The sequence below is a fragment of the Enterobacter sp. TMH.L2 genome (assembly GCF_050847315.1).
Classification (GTDB): domain Bacteria; phylum Pseudomonadota; class Gammaproteobacteria; order Enterobacterales; family Enterobacteriaceae; genus Cedecea.
On sequence record NZ_CP193791.1, the window covers coordinates 856,970 to 874,704 of the forward strand.

Below are 17,735 nucleotides of genomic sequence, written 5' to 3' on the forward strand. Positions count from 1 at the left end.
CGTTATAGCGCGCAGGACACGCAGCCCTGCACCTCGGTGCCTTCCAGCGCCAGCTGCCGCAGACGAATGTAGTAGAGCGTTTTAATGCCTTTCTTCCAGGCATAAATCTGCGCTTTATTGATGTCGCGGGTGGTGGCGGTATCGCGGAAGAACAGCGTCAGCGAAAGCCCCTGGTCAACGTGTCGGGTGGCCTCGGCATAGGTGTCGATGATCTTTTCCGGGCCGATATCGTAGGCGTCCTGGTAAAACTCAAGATTGTCGTTGGTCATAAACGGGGCGGGGTAGTACACACGCCCGGTTTTACCCTCTTTACGGATCTCAATCCGGGAGACAATCGGGTGGATGCTCGAAGTCGCGTGATTGATGTAAGAGATTGATCCCGTCGGCGGGATAGCCTGCAAATTCTGGTTATACAGGCCGTGCTCGCGTACGTCGTCGCATAGCTGCTGCCACTGTTCGCGCCCTGGAATCGCAATCCCTGCTTTGGCAAACAGCGCCCGGACTTTCTCCGTTTTTGGCTCCCACGTTTGTTCGAGGTACTGTCGGAAATATTCGCCGCTGGCATAGCGCGACTGTTCGAAACCGGCAAAACGCTGCTGTCGCTCCCGGGCTAAAGCGTTGGAAGCGCGAAGCGCGTGCCAGGTGATGGTGTAGAAATAGATATTGGTGAAATCCAGCCCTTCGGCTGAGCCGTAGGCAATGCCCTCGCGCGCCAGGTAGCCGTGCAGGTTCATTTGCCCGAGGCCAATAGCGTGGGAGGCGGCATTCCCGGCTTCAACCGACGGCACCGAGCGAATATGGCTCATATCAGACACCGCCGTCAGGCCGCGAATGGCGGTCTCCACGGTGCGGCCAAAATCCTCAGAGTCCATGGCATGGGCGATGTTCAGCGAACCAAGGTTGCAGGATATGTCTTTGCCCGTTTGCGCGTAATCCAGGTTTTCATCGTAGGTCGAGGCGCTGTTTACCTGCAAAATTTCCGAGCAGAGGTTACTCATGTTAATACGCCCGGCAATCGGGTTGGCCCGGTTAACCGTGTCCTCAAACATGATGTACGGGTAGCCGGACTCAAACTGGATCTCCGCCAGCGTCTGGAAGAAGTCGCGAGCGTTGATCCAGCTCTTACGAATCCGATCGTCCTCCACCATTTGCTGATAAAGATCGTTGACGCTGATGTCGCCAAACGGCTTGCCGTAGATTCTTTCCACGTCGTAAGGCGAAAACAGCGCCATCTGCTGATTGGTTTTGGCTAGCTGGAAGGTGATATCCGGAATAGTCACCCCGAGCGACAGCGTTTTAATGCGGATCTTCTCATCGGCATTTTCCCGCTTGGTATCGAGGAAGCGCAGGATATCCGGGTGATGCGCGTTGAGGTAAACCGCCCCCGCGCCCTGGCGTGCGCCAAGCTGGTTGGCGTAGGAAAACGCGTCTTCCAGCATCTTCATTACCGGGATCACGCCCGATGACTGGTTTTCAATGCGTTTGATGGGCGCCCCGGATTCACGCAGGTTGGAAAGCAGGAAGGCAACGCCGCCGCCACGTTTGGACAGCTGGAGCGCCGAGTTAACCGCGCGGCCAATCGACTCCATATTGTCTTCAATCCGCAGCAGGAAGCAGGAAACCAGCTCGCCCCGCTGCTTCTTACCGCAGTTGAGGAACGTTGGCGTGGCAGGCTGGAAACGGCCGCTGAGCATCTCTTCCATCAGGCGTGTGGCAAGCGGCTCATCTCCCTGCGCCAGGGTCAGGGCCACCATGCAAACACGGTCCGGGAAATGTTCCAGATAGTGCTTTCCGTCCCAGGTTTTCAGGGTGTAGCTGGTGTAGTACTTCCACGCGCCTAAAAAGGTCTGGAACTGAAAGCCGCTGCCGTGCGCTCTGTCGAACAGTTCAAGGATAAACGGGCGCGAATAGCGGGTTAGCACGGCATCGTCGTAATAGTGCTCGGCCACCAGATAGTCCAGCTTCGCCTGCCGGCTAGGGAAGCTAACGGTGTTCGGTAAGACGTGCTGTGCAAAGAAGCTTTCCACGGCCTGTTTATCTTTATCAAACTGGATGTTTCCCTCTTTGTCATAGAGGTTGAGCATGGCGTTCAGGGCGTGGTAGTCCACGCTTTCCGTTGCTAAACGGACTGCTTCTGTCGTTGCCAAAATTCGCTTACTCCCTTACGCACGTTGTCGATGTCTTGCGGGGTGCCCAGTAGCTCAAAACGGTAGAGGTAAGGCACCTGGCATTTTTGTGAAATGACGTCCCCGGCCCGGCAAAACCCTTCGCCAAAACTGCGGTTACCGCTGGCGATCACGCCGCGGATCAGCGCGCGATTGTTCGGGTTGTTCAGGAAGCGGATCACCTGCGGCGGTACCGCCCCGGCAATGCCGCCGCCGCCATAGCTGGGCACGATTAAAATGTAGGGTTCCGTCACTTCCAGGCGCGCTTTTACCTCCAGGGGAATGCGTAAGGCGGGCAGTCCCAGGCGTTCGATAAAACGCAGGGTGTTTTCCGACTCGCTGGAGAAGTAGACGAGGGTGCTCATGCGCTGGCAGCAACGCACAGGCGATTGATCATATCCGGGCGAAAACCACTCCAGCTTTCGGCTTCGGTCACCACCACCGGCAGCTGACGAAAGCCTTTGGCCCGCAGGTCGTCAGCCGCTTCCGGATACTGATCGAGGTTGATCATGTCGAAGGCAAAACCCCGGCTCTCCATCGCCCGTTTTGTAGCATGACACTGAACACAGTCATCTTTAGTGTAAATAGTAATGCGCATGATTCGTATTTCCCTTTAGAATAATGGAACGCCGCATAAAGTGGACAGCGGGTGGTGTGTTCGTACTGAAAGAAATACTAGATGTTGATTTTAAAATTTGCAACCACGCAAGATATAGTGTTTCTGTGATTTTTTGTAGGGGGTTGAAAAGTGTAGGGGAAGGGGGATCTTTTTCAGTAGAAAGAGCTTTATCTATGAAAGAACGGTTGAGATTCCGTTCACTTGTAATCCTGTTTCCTCTGCACGTTCAAAGCACGTGAACGTGTCAGGTGGCCCCTGACAACCCCCGGCGCCCTGCGAGCTCGTCGCCGCTGAAGCGGTAAACCCACCGGTTATCACCCAAACATTCGGGGTCGTTCGCGATTCGTTCCCGACAGCTCAACCCCGTCTGAGTTGGGTCATAACCGGGGGCGCTGAGAGCCGGGAACAAGGGCGTGGCTGTAAGACTTGCAGCAACGTTAACGTCCCGTGTGGCTGCAGGTTAAAAGCGAGGCTCGGCTCCGGGCTTAAATCGCCTCTGTTTTCTCTCCGACTGGCCAGGGTCCGGACGTCGGGAACGCATCTCAGGCGACCCAGGACTGGGAGATAAAACGGAGGTCTGCCGCTTCAGCGGTCGATTTATTTCGCCGGGAGTCCGGGTTCTTAGGGGAGTGACGGTGACTCCCCTAAGACGTTCACCGGTACAGTGGCTGCATATCAAACAGGTCTGGAAGTGAACGTAATATTCTCCAGGCTACATAGAACGTGTTTGTGTCTCAAAGACAAAAAAATCTCTTACTGCCGCATCCCAATCGCAACGCGGTTAAACGCATTCATCATGCTGGCCGCCAGGGTCAAATCTACAATCTCCTCGGCGCTGAAAAACTGCAGCAGCGGCTGGTACACATCATCTTCGGCATTGCTGTCGGCAATCAGGGTGAGCGCTTCTGCCCATGCCAGCGCCGCACGTTCTTTCTCCGTAAACTGGTGGCTGACTTTCCAGCCCGCCAGTGAATCCAGCTTCACCTGGTCAACGCCGGATTTACGCAGCGCTTTGGCATGCATCTCCAGGCAATAGGCGCAGCCGTTAATCTGCGACACACGCAGGAAAACCAACTCGATCAGCTCGTTGCTCAGGGGGCCATTTTCCAGCCCCTGCAGCGCCTGCCGCATCGGTTTGATCACGTTGGGGGAGAGTTCATAGTAAGGCTGACGTAATTCGATCATGGTGTGGCTCCTCAGGTTGGTGTGAGGGCAATTTACCACTATGATGGACTATCAAAGAGAGCCATAAATTAACTAAAAAACCAGACCATGAAACAAAAATTTGCGCCGCTTACCGTGACCTCTCATCCCGCTCAGCCGCGCTACCAGCAAATTGCCCGTCAGCTAAAGCAGGCGATAAACAGCGGTGAACTGGCGGCAGGGAGTCGCCTGCCGTCCAGCCGGACGCTGGCGCTAGAGCTGGGGGTTGCCAGAGCCACGGTTGAGAACGCTTATGGCGACCTGGTGGCTCAGGGCTGGCTGGAGCGACGTGGGCAGGCCGGCACTTTTGTGAGTCCATCGGTGAAGCACGATCCCGGTGGTCAAAACATTTCGGCCGCTCACCCGCAGGGCGCGCCCAGGCCTTTTCAGATGGGGCTGCCCGCGCTGGATCTCTTCCCTCGGGCTATTTGGGCGAGGCTTGTGGGGCGGCGTTTGCGGCAGCAAACTCGTTTTGACCTGATGCTGCCGGAACCCAGCGGGGAAGCCTCATTGAAGCAGGCGATTGTGGATTACCTGCGCTTCTCCCGCAGCATTGACTGCCAGCCGGAGCAAATCTTTATTACCCCCGGCTTCCAGGCTGGTATTGCCCTGATCCTCGCCACGCTTGCACGGCCCGGGGATGGCATCTGGCTGGAAGATCCGGGCTACCGCTTTGTTCGGCCTGATTTTGTAAAAGCGGGGATGGCGATCCGGGCGATCCCCGTGGACGATGAGGGCATGCAGGTTGATTACGGCGTGAACCATTTTCCCAATGCCCGTTTTGCACTTTTGACGCCTGCGCACCAAAGCCCGTCAGGCGTGGCGCTCTCTCTTTCACGGCGACACGCGCTGCTGGAATGGGCCAGTCGGGAACAAAGCTGGATCATTGAAGATGATTACGACAGCGAGTTTCGCTACCACGGCAAGCCCTTGCCGCCGCTAAAAAGTCTGGACAGCCCGCAGAGGGTTATTTACGCGGGGACATTCAGTAAGTCGATGTTTCCGGCCCTGCGTGTTGCATGGCTGGTGGTGCCTTCCCACGCGGTAGAAGATTTTCAGCGTCAGGCTCGCAGGCAACCCTGTACCGCTCCAATACTTATTCAGCAGGCTATCGCCGACTTCTTGCGGGAAGGGCATTTCTGGCGGCACTTAAAAAAAATGCGTCAGTGCTACGCCGAACGCCGGTTATGGCTCGAGGAGGCGCTACGTGAGCAAGGGTTTACGGTTGTGCCTCAGGAAGGCGGCATTCAGATGGTGATGCACGTCGAAGGTGACGAGTTGATTATCGAGGGCAAAGCCAGAGCCGCAGGACTTGCCGTCCAGGCACTCAGCCACTGGCGAATTGAACATCATGGGCCCGGTGGTTTGCTGCTGAGTTTTACCAATATCAGTTCGTATGAAATGGCCCAGCGCTATGCGCTTCAACTGCGGTTGGCCATAAAGTAAAAACCCCGGCGAATGGGGCCGGGGTTACAACGCGCATTTAGTCTCATTTATCGACTGTTAAACGCCTGGGGTTAGCGGCGTGACACCAGCAATGCCCCAAGGACAATACCTACCGCTGCGCCAATCCCCACGCTCTGCCAGGGTTTATCGCGAACATAGGAATCTGCGCAGCCAACAGCATCTCGCGCGGCTTGCGTCACTCGGCCCTGATTACCGTTAATCCTTGCACGGGTCTCTTTCAGAAGCGCTTCGGCTTTTTTACGTGCGGCATCAACTTCATCTTTCGCATCGCTACCGAAGGATTTCAATACATCTTCCAGCGTATCTGCCAGCTGACTGACATCGTTATTGATTTCGTCTACCTGATCGTCAACGTTATTTTTGTTTGCTCGGCTAGCCATTATTGTCTCCCTTTTTAAGATGTAACGCTAAGTGTAGACCATGGATTTTAGTTATGGGCCGGCGCAAAGCCTTTGCCGGCCTTTCTGGACAATTCCGAAAGCGTTGCCAATGCTGCTTATTGTATGGTTGCGATGCAGTAAATGATGACGAGGAAAATCTATGTATTTACGACCGGATGAGGTGGCCCGAGTACTTGAGAAATCGGGTTTTACCATGGATGTGGTAACGGCAAAAACCTACGGCTACCGTCGTGGTGAGAATTACGTTTATGTTAACCGCGAAGCGCGCATGGGGCGCACCGCTCTGATTATTCACCCTACCCTGAGAGAGCGCAGCCAGTCGCTGGCCGAACCGGCTTCAGAGATGAAAACCTGCGATCACTACCAGCAGTTCCCGCTCTATCTTGCCGGCGAAACGCACGAGCACTACGGTATTCCGCATGGTTTCAGTTCCCGTATTGCGCTGGAAAGATATCTGACAGGGTTATTTGGCGAGTCTGAATAAGTGAACGACTGGCTTCAGGCCAGTCGCCTTTGCATGCCGGGACTCAGGCGCCCGCTTTCACGCCCATCTGGCCGCTGACGCGAAACAGTCGGCGGCAGAAATCCAGGAAGTAGCCGTAAGCGGCACCCATCATCATCGACACCAACAGGTTCGAGGTCACGGCAGCCACAATCTGGTGCCAGTCAGCGCCCACGCTCCATAAAATCAGCACGTAAACCGGGGACTGGAAAGTCACATAAGCCAGCACGTCAGCCAGGTTTTTCGCCCAGCTCGCCGGGGTCATGCGGCGCGCGGTGCGCATAAAGGCATCGCGGTAGAAGCCATAGGGCCAGGCGATAATAATGTTGACCGGCACGGCGACCAGGCGGGAAGAGAGCGACTGCTCGAAGGTCATTCCTGAGAGGAAGATCTCAATCATCATGTTCACTACCGAGCAATACACTACCATTGCAAAAATATCTGCGGCGGCATGGCGTAAGCGTGACTCAGGGGAAAACATAATGTTGACTCCGGTTTAAAAGTAGTCGCTTGCGCTACTTTTATGGCTAATTATTGGTGTTATAAAACATGTAAATCACTGGGCGTAGAGTATGTCACTGCAATGTTTTCATCAATTAGCTATAAATTTTTATTTATAGGTTTTTTGTCGATAAAGTGCGTTGAAACACACTTTGCCGCTGGCATTTCCTGATTTTGTGGTTCCGTTTTTAATTTCTTATTGATTATCAACGAGATGATTTAATTACGTCTTAATGCACAACATCCCCCAAAAACTCCGGGTTTTAGGGATATCCATCGCGCTTAGAATCGTTATATAATTATTTATATAGCGAGTGATGAGGAGTCGCTGATGGATAACCATTTTGGTAAGGGCCTGATGGCCGGAATGAAAGCCCGACAGGCCGACAGCGCAGTTAACGTGGAGCGTTTCTGCGCGGATTACAAACGCGGCTTTGTGCTGGGCTTTACTCACCATATGGCCGAGCAGACCGGCGATCGCCAGCGTGCAGCCTGGGAAGCCGGGGTGTTAACTCGCCGCTATCAGCTGGATAAAGAGTCTGTGGCTGACTTTCTGAAAGAGGTCAACGCGGACGTTGTGGTTCGATGTTTCTTTGCGGGTTATGAGAAGGGCTATTGATTGCTGGCCTGGATTGCCGCCGTGCCCGGTTGTTTATGAATGGCGACGACAAGGATAGGGGCACTTTTATTGAGAAGAACGGCGTGATTAACCTCACGCCGTTTTTTGTTGCTTAGCAAACGCCGAAATCGCCTTCTTCCTGGTACAGCGAAACCGAATCTGCTTTCAGCGTCAGTTGATCCGCACCTAAGGTCGCGGCCGGGACGCAAATCAAATCTTCTCCCTGAACCTCAACCACCTGTAGCTTAGGGCCGCCCTGTTTGGGCTGCACCACATCACCTGGTTTGAACATAGAAAAACCTCTGAATGCTAAGGGAATTTAATGCGGTTTTGCCGCCTGATAACCATAGATCAGAAATCGAGGCGGATAAAGTAAGATACGCTAGCGCCGGTTCCACGGCAGCCAGGCCAGTAGACGTGCCATACCGCAAAATCCGCTGATACCTGCGAACAACAAACCTGCTCCAACAGAGCCGGAAAGCAGGAAAAATCCGCTATTAACGCTGTACCCGAGCACGACCCCAAGCAGGATTAACGTCCCCGCCACAATTTGTACCTGCCGCATGATTGGCAGAGGCTGGCTTTTATCCGCCAGAATCTCCTGCCCGCCTTTTTTCCATGCTTCGAGGCCCCCGGCCAGCAGCATGACCTGGGCCGGTTCGGCAAGTGCCGCCAGCTTTTGGGCATGCTGAGAAGAACGCATTCCGGACTGACAGTGGAAAATCACCACGTCGTGAGGATCTAGCGGCCCCAGCCTGGCGCCGTTTTCAATGGCGGAAAGCGGCATCAGATGCGCCTCTGGAATGTTCTCACGGGCATGTTCATCCGGTTCGCGGATGTCGATCAGCGCGGCACCGTCGGCAATGAGCTTTTTCGCTTCTTCTGGCAAGATGGATGAAATAGTCATGATGTTCCTCAGGGGCAGTAAATGGTTTTCAGCGTCGCGATCACTTCGCGTACCGCGCTATTTTTGATGAAATAGAGCACACGCTGAGCATTACGCTGGTGCGCTATGAGCCCTTCATCCTTCATTTTCGCCAGATGCTGGGAGGTCGCTGAGGGGCTCAATCCTGCGGCGGCGGCAAGTTCTCCGGCCCCGGTGCCTGGGGAGTCGAGCAGCAGGCAGAGGATCAGCAAACGCCGGGGATTACTCATGGCTTTTAGCAATTTGGCGGCTTCGTCCGCACTGGACTGAAGCTGGGAAAGTTCAGGTGTCATGATTTTTACTTTAGATAACTCTAAATTTAGTAAATGCTAAATTAAATTTTCAACAAAGGAAAGAGTGTGCGGGCAATTCTGGTACGGCATGGCGAAAGTGAGGGGAATAAACAGGGGATTATTCAGGGGAGGCTGGAAAGCCAGCTCACGGCGCGGGGGCTCCGGCAGAGCTTTGCGCTGGCTGCCGAGTTGGCCGATTTATCCGTCCCCCATATTTATACGTCACCGGCGCTGCGTGCACAGGGCACGGCTAATGTGCTGGCCAGTGAATTGCGCAGCCAGACAACCGTGGATGAACGTCTACAGGAACGTGATTTTGGCCCACTCCAGGGGCTAAATGTTATCGAGGCGCAAAAAACACATCCCGAGCTGTTTAATACCCTGCTATCGGGCGAGCCACATCGGGTGACTCCTGAAGGGGAGTGCCTGGATAACGTTAGTCGCCGCCTGTTTTCCTGCCTGAACGATTTGAATGAACGCCACCGGAACGACACGGTGATTATTGTGACTCACGGCCATGCTTTGGAAATTGTCCTCTGGCAATTGAAAGGCGCTTTAATTACCGACGATCTCAGACAATATGGACATCAAAACTGCAGTTATAGCATCGTGGATATTGAAGGGGAATGTATCAGCCTGGCCAAATGGGGGATTGCGACTCATCTGCGTGACATCAGATAGACATTCTTGAGGCTGTTTAAGTTTGGTGATGGTTTATTTGTTGTACTGAAATACGGTTTTTAACTGCTAAATAAAAGTGGTCCACGTTAGGGCCGTTTGAACGCCGCCACTGTGCGGCGTTTTTTTATTCTCGACTTACCGTGTTGCGAGCGGCGTTACGCCAGGCTCTGGGTGACAGCCCGGTTTCGCGCTTAAAGGCGTTGCTAAAAGCGCTTTCGGAGGTGTAGCCGAGGGACTGGGCCACCATGGCAATTTGGTCTGCCTGCTCGCGCAGTGCTTTCTCCGCCAGCCGCATACGCCACTGGGTAAGATAAGCCACAGGCGTAATGCCCGATACGTTACGGAAATACTCCGCAAATGTGGTGCGCGACATCGCACAGGCTTGGGCGAGATCTTCCAGGCGCCAGCTCCGAGCCGGGTTGGCGTGGATAAGCTGCAGTGCCGGGGCTAGGCGGGCATCTCCCAATGCGCGTAGCAAACCTGCCGGAAGCGAACTGCTGGTTTGCAAATGGGCACGAAGGATCTGAATAAACAGCAACTGCGAAAGCTGCGCGGAGGCGAGCTGGGTGCCGGGCTGGGCCGTTTCTCTTTCGGCAATCAGCTGATCGAGCAGCCAGCGGAAAGACGCCGCCTGCGGGGATGCGGCCGGGATGTGAATCCACTGCGGCAACACCTGAGCAAGCATCTGCCCGCGATGCGGATCCAGCAGGACGTGGCCGCCCATATACTCAAACTCTTTCCCTTCTCCCAGAGCGGCGTAATTCCGCTCCCCGGCCTTAAAAACGCTCATCGCATCGACCGGTTTGATCTCTGGTGAGCTGGCGACAATAAACGCCCGCCTGGCATTCAGCAGGCCGACATCGCCGGTGCAAAAATAAATCGGTTCCGCTTGGCCTTCGAGCATCACCCAGCAACTGCCTTTGACGATGGCGAAGAACTTAATTTTGTCCGGAGGTGGGAAGTGAAGCGCCCAGTCGCCGCCCGCGGTAAAGCCGCCGGTGACCAGCGACTCGGCGTCGGCAAATTTGAGGATTTCAGAAAAAGGATCGGTGTGCATTTCCGTACTATCGCGCAAGTAGAACGGACTATCAAGCATTCAAAATCCAGCTGACCGGCTTTATTCTGCGCAGCAAGTGAACGTATGCCGCCTGCTTGCCAGGCCACAGAGGACCAAAGCATGACAAAAGATATTGTATTAGTTACCGGTGGAACCGGATTTATTGCCCAGCACTGCATCATTACCCTGCTGGCAAAAGGCTATGAAGTTCGCACCACCGTACGTTCTGCTGACCGCAAAGCAGAAGTGCTCCAAAACCTGAAAGAGGGCGGCTGTGAGCCCGGGGAGCGCCTCTCCTTTTTCATCGCTGATTTAATGGCGGATGAAGGCTGGGCTGAAGCGATGGCCGGGTGCCGTTATGTGATGCATGGCGCATCGCCGACGCCTTCCGGCAACCACGCCACCGACGAGGACTGGATCAAACCTGCGGTGGACGGCAACCTGCGAGTGCTCCGCGCCGCAAGCTTTGCCGGGGTTAAGCGCGTCGTCCTCACCTCAGCCTTTGGGGCCGTTGGCGTCGGGCACCCGGCAAGCCATCGCCGCCCGTTTGATGAAACGGACTGGAGCGACGTGTCCGGCAAAGTGTGGCCCTATCAAAAATCGAAAACGCTGGCGGAAAAAGCCGCCTGGGACTTTGTGGAGAAAGAAGGGCGTGGCCTGGAGCTGTCGGCGGTGAACCCGGTGGCGGTAATGGGGCCGGTATTGGGGCCTGATTTTTCCCATTCCACGCGGCTGGTGAAAAACATGCTGGATGGGCAAAAAGGCAATCCGAACATCAACTCTTGTTTTGTGGATGTGCGCGACGTGGCCGATTTGCATTGGCTGGCGATGACGCACCCTGCCGCCAACGGCGAGCGCTTCCTTGCCAGCTCCGGCCACAGCCTGCTGATGGTTGAGGTGGCGAAAATTCTGCGCAAACAACTCGGCGAAGCCGCCAGCAAAGTCGCTACCCTCGCGCTGCCCGACTGGATGGTGCGCCTGGCTGCGCACAAAAATCCGGGCATGAAAGGATCGCTGACTCTGCTGGGCGTGGACATGAACGTGACCAACGCGAAAGCGGTGAACCTGCTCGGCTGGGTGCCACGTCCACCGGAAGAAGCGATTGTGGCCACCGCCGAAAGCTTTATTCGCCTGGGCTTACTGGAAAAATAAAGGCTACCGCTTCGCGCTTAGCAGCATCGCTGACAGCAAGGCGATAAGCCCGAAAAGCGACATCAGCAGCCACGCGGTGTGGTACTGCTCGCTGGCAAGGGCGCTGCCGGACACGGCCACAAACACCGCCACGCCTATGGCGGCCCCAATTTGCCGCGAGGTGTTAATGATCCCGGTGCCGGTGGCATATTGCTGCGCCGGGAGCGCCGCCGTACCGCCTGCGATAAACCCCGTCTGGCCGATACCCGCTCCGGCTCCGGTCAGCATCAGCGCAGGCAGATAGGCCAGCAGATAGTCCGGTTCGGCGCTAAGGGCGCTGTACCACCAGAGGCCGGCTATTACATATAAAATACCGGCGGCGATGGTGAGTTTTTTAGGGGAGACCCCCGTTCTGCCTGCGATCAACGCCGCGACAACGGCGGTGCCAGGGCCGAGGCCAAAAGCGGCGCCTGCCTCGACGGTCGGCCAGTGCCAGACCTGGGTCAGATACAGGCTACCGCCCAGCAGCATGATGGCAAATCCCATGTAGAAAAAGGCCATGCCAAGCGTGGCCAGGGTAAACGCAGGCACGCGGAATACCCGCAGGTTTAGCGCCGGGGCGGGCTGCGTCAGGCAGCGACGAACGAACAGCGTCAGGAAGACGAACGCCCCGCCCAACACCGTCCAAAGCCTGACGCTGGCGAAGCCCCAGTCGCTGGCCCAGGAGATCCCGGCCACCAGCAGCGCAAGCCCCGCAACCAGCATTAGCGAGCCGAGAATATCCGGGAAACGGCTCTTTACGATCTCCGTTTCCGTCAGGTGCTTGCTCAGCCACAGCGCCGGGATTGCCACCGGCAGGTTGATCAGGAAGATCAATCGCCAGTCGATATTCACCAGCGCCCCGCCGAGCATTGGGCCAAGCGCGGCGGCAACTGAGCCGGTAGCTGCCCAAATCCCTACCATTTGCTTATGGCGCTCTTTTGGGTACGCCGCCAGCAGCAGCCCCAGACTAGTGGGGATCATCAGCGCTGCGCCAATGCCTTTCAGGCCCCGAGCGCAAATCAGCGAGATAACATCCGGGGCAAAAGCACAGGCTATGCTCGCCACCGAAAACACCGCCAGACCTGCCTTGAAGATACGCTTGCGGCCGTAAATATCCGCTATTCGGCCTGCGGGCACCAGAAACGCTGCGAAGGCAATGGAATACGCGCTGATCACCCAGGACAGCGCCTGGTTAGTGGCCCCGGCAAAGCTATCGCGAATAGCCGGGAAAGCGAGGTTAACGACAAACAGGTCTAGCGACGACAGCACGCTTCCCGCGCCAATCACAATCATGACCCAGGCGGACACTCGCGCGCTGGCCTGGCTGACGGACGGTGAATCCGTAGAATGAGACATACTCTGCTCCGAAGAAAGTAAGAACCTTAAAACGCAGGAGTATGAAAAGGTCAGCGGCGGCGGTATTGGATATTTGAAAAGTGTGCGCTAACAAATTGTGCGGGCGTGATGCCGAAGCAGCCTTTGAAGCGGCGAATCAAATGGCTTTGATCGAACAGGCCAACGGCGGTGGCGACGTCCGAAGCAGGCTGGCCCGCGCGGAGCATTTGCCTGGCGGAGTCCATGCGGACTCTGTTGAGGTAGGCGTGCAGCGACAGGCCATAAGCGGCGCGAAACAGTTGGTTCAGCCGAACCCGGCTCAGGCCGGATGCCTGCGCCATATCTTCCGTGGTCAGCGGGGAGGCAAAGCTGGCATGAATCAGGTCGCGGACTTTGGCAATTCGCGGCTCGCGGCGTTCTTCCTGCGGCGTAAACCGGCGGGTGGAATAGCGGCTTAGCAGCGGCTTCAACGCGTCAATCAGCAGCACTTCCAGCGCTAAGTTATCCTGCGATTGAAACAGCGTGCGGTGTAGCGTTTGCAGCCTGGCGACGATATCAGGATCGCTCAGGACCGGGCTGGTGAAGCACAGTCCGTGGCCGGGATCCAGTTCCAGCTCGTGGGCAATGCCGTCCACAACCCAGGGCTGGACGTAGAGCATGCTGTAGGTGTAGCCCTGCTCGGAATAAACGCTGCCGTCGTGGGCATCCCCCGGATTCACGATCATCGCACTGCCGGCAGGCGCGATAATCGAGCCGCGGCCCAGCCCCACTTTAGAGGCCCCGACGTCCATAGTGCCGATCACAAAGTAATCGTGGGAGTGGCGCTCGTAGCGGTGCTTATTAAAATGGGCGTGCAGGCCCTGGAGCCCCTGCGACGGCGCCGCGACGAACTGTGTCCACTCGTTGGCGAGAAGCTCCATATGACCTCGTTATTTGAACGGCTGCTGGGCCGCCGCGCCTGGCGTGTGCTGGTGGGCGTAAACCTGGAGATGGCAGTACGCAGCCCGATAAAGGGGGACGTTCAGGCCGTGTCGAGTGGCGCGGGTAATCATATCGCCGACGATGGCATCACCTTCCAGGCGTGGCGCGTTGCTGGCAATGTCGCGCCTCATCGAGGCGGCCCAGGCGGATTGTGGATCCAGCAGGCGTTTTTCGATGCTGGTGATTTCCGTCTGCGGCAGCGCATAGCCTTCCGCTGCGGCGACGCTCAGGCTCTCCGAAATCGCCTGTTTCATCAGCGCCTCTCCGTCCCGTGTCGCCATGATATCTCCCACCGTGCCACGCATCAGGCAGTTCATTAACGCGCCGGAAGCCAGCATCACCCATTTGTTCCAGAGCGCCTGCATGATGTTATCTGACAGGGCGCGTGCGCCTGCGGAAGAGGCTAAAAGCGCGTAAACCGCTTTTGCTACATCAAGCGTTGCGGGCGATCTCGCGCCGACAACAATTTGATCCGCCGCACCCATCTGTTTGATCTCGCCGTTGGCGTTAAGCGTGGTGGCAATATAAGCCGCGCCGCCGAGCACCCGGTCGCGGCCAAAACGAGCGTCAAGCTCGTCGTAAACCGAGAGGCCATTGAGGAAAGGCAAAATGGCGGTAGAAGGGCCAACTGCGGGCGTAATGTCCTCGATAGCCGCCTGCAGATCGTACGTTTTGCAACTGAGCAAAATCAGATCGTAGTCCGACCGGAGGCTCTCACGGGTGACTGCGTTAACCGGGGCGTTAAAATCGCCCAAACTGCTTTCCAGCCGCAGCCCTTGCTTTGCCAGCAGCTCAGCCCGTTTTGGCCGAACGAGAAAAGTCACGTCAGCGCCGGCCTGAATCAGCCTTGCGCCGTAATAACCCCCGATTGCACCTGCCCCAACCACCAGTATTTTCATTACTTTTCTCGCTGAGTTTACGTTGATCTTACCCGACTTAGCTTTCGCTGGGTTCGGGGTTTCTGATTCGACCCGCCGAACGCCAGCGGGTGAGGTCGTCGGCGCCTGGCCCCAACTCCACCATGACGTCCTGCGGCGAAACTTGCTGCCCGGTTTCGGTATCCACGAGGGCAACTTTCACTTTATGGCCGCTGCTGCCGTCCACCATAAAAAGCGACGGCCCCACAAGGCCCGGGATATTCCACTTACTGCCTATCTGCATCATGCTCAGCAGCACCAGCCCGATATCCCGCCCTTTTTCGGTGAGCAAATATTCGTAGCGTTCCGGTCTCGTCTGGTAGCGCTGCCGGGTAATTAACCCTTGCTCTTCAAGCGCTTTTAACCTGTCGGATAGTGTGGCATTGGTGATGCCGCTGGAGCGGCGAAAATCGTCGTAGCGGCGGAGGCCTAAAAACAGGTCCCGCATAATTAGCATTCCCCAGCGGTCGCCTAAGGCTCCCATCACGCAGGCGATGGAGCAGGTCATACCTTCAAAACCTTTCGAGCGCATAGCGTTCCTTATTTTTCATCAACGTGGACCCGGTAACAGTCTATAGCCGGATCTCTGCCTCCGGCCAATGGTTACGCTGCAGTTGATCTTTTTATTGTTACTCTTATTATAAGAGTTAATGGTGGAAGGGCAAGTTTTAAACAGCCCGATGCCAGAGAACCGTCGCTCATTTACCCAGGTGAATCTTGATGAAATCTACGCGTACCCTTACGAAAATCAGTCTGTTGCTAAGCCTTTTGCTGGCCGGTACCGGGCTCTCCAGCCCCGTATTTGCCGCCCCCGCAGCAGCACCCGCGGCGCCCTGGGATACTCAGCTCAACCCGGCGGCACATCAGGCCAATGCCGTATTCAATGACTACAAGTTTCGGGATGGTGAAACGCTGGCTCAGGTGAAGTTACACTACGCCACGCTCGGAAAAGCACACCGAAATGCGCAGGGAGAGATTGATAATGCGATTCTCGTGCTGCACTGGACGGGGGCGGACAGCCGGGCGCTGCTGAGCCCTGTCTGGACTAAATCCCTCTACGGGCCAGGCCGCCCGCTGGACTCGAGCCGCTACTACCTGATTTTTGCCGACAGCATTGGTCACGGCCAGTCGAGCAAGCCGAGTGACGGCTTAAAGGCAAAATTCCCCAACTACGATTACGGCGATATGGTTGATTTGCAGCACAAGCTGGTGACCGAAACGTTGGGCATTAAACATCTGCATGCCGTGATAGGGATGTCGATGGGGGGCATGAATGCCTGGCAGTGGGCGGTGGCGTATCCGAGCATGATGGACGGCGTCATGCCGGTGGTGTCGCTGCCGATCAAAGTTTCCGGGCGTAATCTGCTGTGGCGCAGAATGATCGTGGACTCGGTACGAGCCGATCCGGCCTGGCACAACGGCAATTATACTCAGGCACCCGAGAGCTGGCTTCAGGGCTACAACATCCTGCGAATGATGATCGACAGCGCGCCGGATCTGCAAAGAACGATCCCGGACGAGGCCGCGGCGGACAAGTTCCTGGCGAACAACCGTTTCACCGCCAACCATATCGACACCAACGATGTGATTTATTCGCTCAAATCCTCCTTCAGCTATAACCCGCAGCCTGACCTGAACAAAATCACCACCAAACTGTATGCGCTGAACTTTTCGGATGACGAGTTCAATCCGGACAGCCTGCGCGTGCTGGAAACCGAAGTGCCGAAGCTAAAACAGGGCCGCTACGTGGTGCAGGCAGGCACGCCAACATCGCCGGGGCATTTCACCATGACGCGCCCGGATCTGTGGGCGAATCACGTCGGCGAGTTTATGCAATGGATTGGCGATAAACGAGTTAAGCGTCCTGCCAGTAGGGCGGAGAGCCAAACTTCGCCATAAAAAAGTCTATTGCGGTGCGGGTGTTGAGCGACGGAAAACGCCCGCCGGGGTAGAGCATATAGAGTGAATGGTCGGTGGCGCTGTAGGACGCGGTGTAATCCGTCATCATCGGGATAAGCCGCCTGGCCCGTAGCGCATCGCTGATTTGCCAGTCCGGGAACAGCACGATCCCCGCGCCATCTTCTGCCGCTTTCACCAGCATTTCAGCGTTGCCGGAGATGATTTTAGGCTCCGGCGTGAGCTGTACTTTTTCTTCGCCCTGCGTGAAATACCAGCGCTGTAGCCCCATCAGGCCGCGGTAGGCCAGCAGTTTATGGCTGTGCAACTCTTCGGGCTTTTGCGGCGTGCCGTAGCGTGCGAGATAGGCCGGGCTGGCGACCAGATAAGCGCGCTGGCGGGTAATAAAACGCCCGTGCAGTGAGCTGTCCTGCATCGGCGAGATACGCAGCAGCAGATCGGTGCCGTCCGCCAGCGGGTCGATGTAGTTATCGGTCAGGTTTAGCTCCAGCCGCAGCGCCGGATAACGTTCGCTGAATTCAGCAATCCACGGGGCGATGTGACGCAGGCCGAAAGACACCGGCGCGTTGAAGCGAAGCACGCCGCCGGGCTGCTGGCGGCGCTCGCTAATTTGGTTTTGCGCCTGCTCAAGCTGGCTCAGCATTTCCCTGAACGCTGCGGCGTAAATATTCCCCGCCTCGGTGGCGACCACGGCTCGCGTGTTGCGGTAAAGCAGCTGTGTCTCCAGCGATTGCTCAAGCTGAATTACGGTGCGGGAAACGGAAGAGGGGGAAAGGTTCTCCTGGCGGGCCACTTCTGAAAAGCTGCCTTCGCTGATAACGGCAAGGAAGAGGCGCATTGAGCGCGCATTTATCTGGCTCAGATCTTTCATTTGTGCAATTTCCGCAAAAGTCCTTAATGGATTATACGGTTTTTCGCTACGTCCGGCAGAGTTATCCTCCCCGGCAAGTAACGATGTCCGGTTTCGCCGGGCAAGCAC

General features: G+C 56.3%; 21 protein-coding genes. 6 read left to right on the forward strand and 15 right to left on the reverse strand.

All coding sequences use genetic code 11. The annotated features are described in order from the left end of the window. Positions 1-2 precede the first annotated feature (2 nt). The 4 genes from nrdE to ACREYP_RS04155 form a co-directional block, all read right to left on the reverse strand. Positions 3-2,084 carry a class 1b ribonucleotide-diphosphate reductase subunit alpha gene (gene nrdE / locus ACREYP_RS04140; protein ID WP_498881389.1) on the reverse strand — a complete coding sequence of 694 codons (2,082 nt, stop codon included), beginning with the start codon at positions 2,082-2,084 and terminating at the stop codon, positions 3-5. 35 nt (positions 2,085-2,119) lie between these two features. Further along, the gene (gene nrdI / locus ACREYP_RS04145; RefSeq protein WP_008458227.1) at positions 2,120-2,530 is read right to left on the reverse strand and encodes a class Ib ribonucleoside-diphosphate reductase assembly flavoprotein NrdI; all 411 of its coding nucleotides are present in this window, start codon (positions 2,528-2,530) and stop codon (positions 2,120-2,122) included. Continuing rightward, on the reverse strand, positions 2,527-2,763 hold the full coding sequence (nrdH, locus tag ACREYP_RS04150; protein ID WP_008458226.1) for a glutaredoxin-like protein NrdH: 237 nt from the start codon (positions 2,761-2,763) through the stop codon (positions 2,527-2,529). Before nrdH ends, nrdI begins: the two co-directional genes overlap by 4 nt. A gap of 774 nt (positions 2,764-3,537) precedes the next feature. Next, positions 3,538-3,969 (reverse strand): carboxymuconolactone decarboxylase family protein, encoded by a 432-nt coding sequence (locus ACREYP_RS04155; RefSeq protein ID WP_008458225.1) that lies wholly within the window; start codon positions 3,967-3,969, stop codon positions 3,538-3,540. An 87-nt stretch (positions 3,970-4,056) separates the two neighbouring features. Here ACREYP_RS04155 and pdxR point away from each other — a divergent pair, with 87 nt between their 5' ends. Then, positions 4,057-5,433, forward strand: coding sequence for a MocR-like pyridoxine biosynthesis transcription factor PdxR (gene pdxR, locus ACREYP_RS04160; RefSeq protein WP_336819476.1), 1,377 nt, complete (start codon positions 4,057-4,059; stop codon positions 5,431-5,433). Positions 5,434-5,504: 71 nt separating this feature from the next. Here pdxR and ACREYP_RS04165 read toward each other — a convergent pair whose 3' ends face one another. Further along, entirely contained in the window at positions 5,505-5,834 is a 330-nt protein-coding gene (locus ACREYP_RS04165) for a DUF883 family protein (protein WP_008458223.1), read from the reverse strand. 160 nt (positions 5,835-5,994) lie between these two features. On the opposite strand from ACREYP_RS04165, the gene ACREYP_RS04170 reads away from it, so the two are divergent. Then, positions 5,995-6,339, forward strand: a complete 345-nt coding sequence (locus tag ACREYP_RS04170; protein WP_008458222.1) for a DUF2002 family protein — start codon at positions 5,995-5,997, stop codon at positions 6,337-6,339. Between the two features lie 43 nt (positions 6,340-6,382). Here the strand turns inward: ACREYP_RS04170 and ACREYP_RS04175 are convergent, their stop codons facing one another. Then, positions 6,383-6,838 carry an L-alanine exporter AlaE gene (locus ACREYP_RS04175; RefSeq protein WP_008458221.1) on the reverse strand — a complete coding sequence of 152 codons (456 nt, stop codon included), beginning with the start codon at positions 6,836-6,838 and terminating at the stop codon, positions 6,383-6,385. A gap of 351 nt (positions 6,839-7,189) precedes the next feature. Here ACREYP_RS04175 and ACREYP_RS04180 point away from each other — a divergent pair, with 351 nt between their 5' ends. Next, positions 7,190-7,477, forward strand: a complete 288-nt coding sequence (locus tag ACREYP_RS04180; protein WP_008458220.1) for a DUF2623 family protein — start codon at positions 7,190-7,192, stop codon at positions 7,475-7,477. 112 nt (positions 7,478-7,589) lie between these two features. Here the strand turns inward: ACREYP_RS04180 and ACREYP_RS04185 are convergent, their stop codons facing one another. The 3 genes from ACREYP_RS04185 to ACREYP_RS04195 all read right to left on the reverse strand — a co-directional run bounded on the left by ACREYP_RS04185 (position 7,590) and on the right by ACREYP_RS04195 (position 8,695). Further along, positions 7,590-7,769, reverse strand: coding sequence for a GDFGVC terminal motif YodC-like protein (locus tag ACREYP_RS04185; RefSeq protein ID WP_008458219.1), 180 nt, complete (start codon positions 7,767-7,769; stop codon positions 7,590-7,592). 90 nt (positions 7,770-7,859) lie between these two features. Beyond that, a complete protein-coding gene (locus tag ACREYP_RS04190; protein ID WP_336819477.1) occupies positions 7,860-8,384 on the reverse strand; it encodes a rhodanese family protein in 525 nt (174 codons plus the stop codon). Positions 8,385-8,392: 8 nt separating this feature from the next. Then, on the reverse strand, positions 8,393-8,695 hold the full coding sequence (locus ACREYP_RS04195) for a metalloregulator ArsR/SmtB family transcription factor (protein WP_008458216.1): 303 nt from the start codon (positions 8,693-8,695) through the stop codon (positions 8,393-8,395). Between the two features lie 66 nt (positions 8,696-8,761). On the opposite strand from ACREYP_RS04195, the gene ACREYP_RS04200 reads away from it, so the two are divergent. Beyond that, positions 8,762-9,376: a histidine phosphatase family protein gene (locus tag ACREYP_RS04200; protein WP_336819478.1), complete on the forward strand. Its 615-nt coding sequence runs from the start codon at positions 8,762-8,764 to the stop codon at positions 9,374-9,376. A gap of 124 nt (positions 9,377-9,500) precedes the next feature. Here the strand turns inward: ACREYP_RS04200 and ACREYP_RS04205 are convergent, their stop codons facing one another. Next, positions 9,501-10,472, reverse strand: a complete 972-nt coding sequence (locus ACREYP_RS04205; RefSeq protein WP_336819480.1) for an AraC family transcriptional regulator — start codon at positions 10,470-10,472, stop codon at positions 9,501-9,503. An 81-nt stretch (positions 10,473-10,553) separates the two neighbouring features. Between ACREYP_RS04205 and ACREYP_RS04210 the strand changes: the two genes are divergently transcribed. Beyond that, positions 10,554-11,585: an SDR family oxidoreductase gene (locus ACREYP_RS04210; protein ID WP_336819481.1), complete on the forward strand. Its 1,032-nt coding sequence runs from the start codon at positions 10,554-10,556 to the stop codon at positions 11,583-11,585. A gap of 3 nt (positions 11,586-11,588) precedes the next feature. Here the strand turns inward: ACREYP_RS04210 and ACREYP_RS04215 are convergent, their stop codons facing one another. The 4 genes from ACREYP_RS04215 to ACREYP_RS04230 are packed head-to-tail and all read right to left on the reverse strand — an operon-like array spanning position 11,589 to position 15,371. After that, entirely contained in the window at positions 11,589-12,962 is a 1,374-nt protein-coding gene (locus tag ACREYP_RS04215; RefSeq protein ID WP_498881114.1) for an MFS transporter, read from the reverse strand. Between the two features lie 50 nt (positions 12,963-13,012). Continuing rightward, the gene (locus tag ACREYP_RS04220; RefSeq protein ID WP_336819486.1) at positions 13,013-13,861 is read right to left on the reverse strand and encodes an AraC family transcriptional regulator; all 849 of its coding nucleotides are present in this window, start codon (positions 13,859-13,861) and stop codon (positions 13,013-13,015) included. Between the two features lie 9 nt (positions 13,862-13,870). Beyond that, positions 13,871-14,821 (reverse strand): 2-dehydropantoate 2-reductase, encoded by a 951-nt coding sequence (locus tag ACREYP_RS04225; protein ID WP_336819487.1) that lies wholly within the window; start codon positions 14,819-14,821, stop codon positions 13,871-13,873. Positions 14,822-14,858: 37 nt separating this feature from the next. Then, positions 14,859-15,371 carry a winged helix-turn-helix transcriptional regulator gene (locus ACREYP_RS04230; RefSeq protein WP_336709462.1) on the reverse strand — a complete coding sequence of 171 codons (513 nt, stop codon included), beginning with the start codon at positions 15,369-15,371 and terminating at the stop codon, positions 14,859-14,861. A 188-nt stretch (positions 15,372-15,559) separates the two neighbouring features. Between ACREYP_RS04230 and ACREYP_RS04235 the strand changes: the two genes are divergently transcribed. Then, positions 15,560-16,738 (forward strand): alpha/beta fold hydrolase, encoded by a 1,179-nt coding sequence (locus ACREYP_RS04235; protein ID WP_336819488.1) that lies wholly within the window; start codon positions 15,560-15,562, stop codon positions 16,736-16,738. Here ACREYP_RS04235 and ACREYP_RS04240 read toward each other — a convergent pair. Continuing rightward, positions 16,695-17,627 (reverse strand): LysR family transcriptional regulator, encoded by a 933-nt coding sequence (locus ACREYP_RS04240; RefSeq protein WP_336819490.1) that lies wholly within the window; start codon positions 17,625-17,627, stop codon positions 16,695-16,697. The genes ACREYP_RS04235 and ACREYP_RS04240 overlap by 44 nt on opposite strands. Positions 17,628-17,735 lie beyond the last annotated feature (108 nt).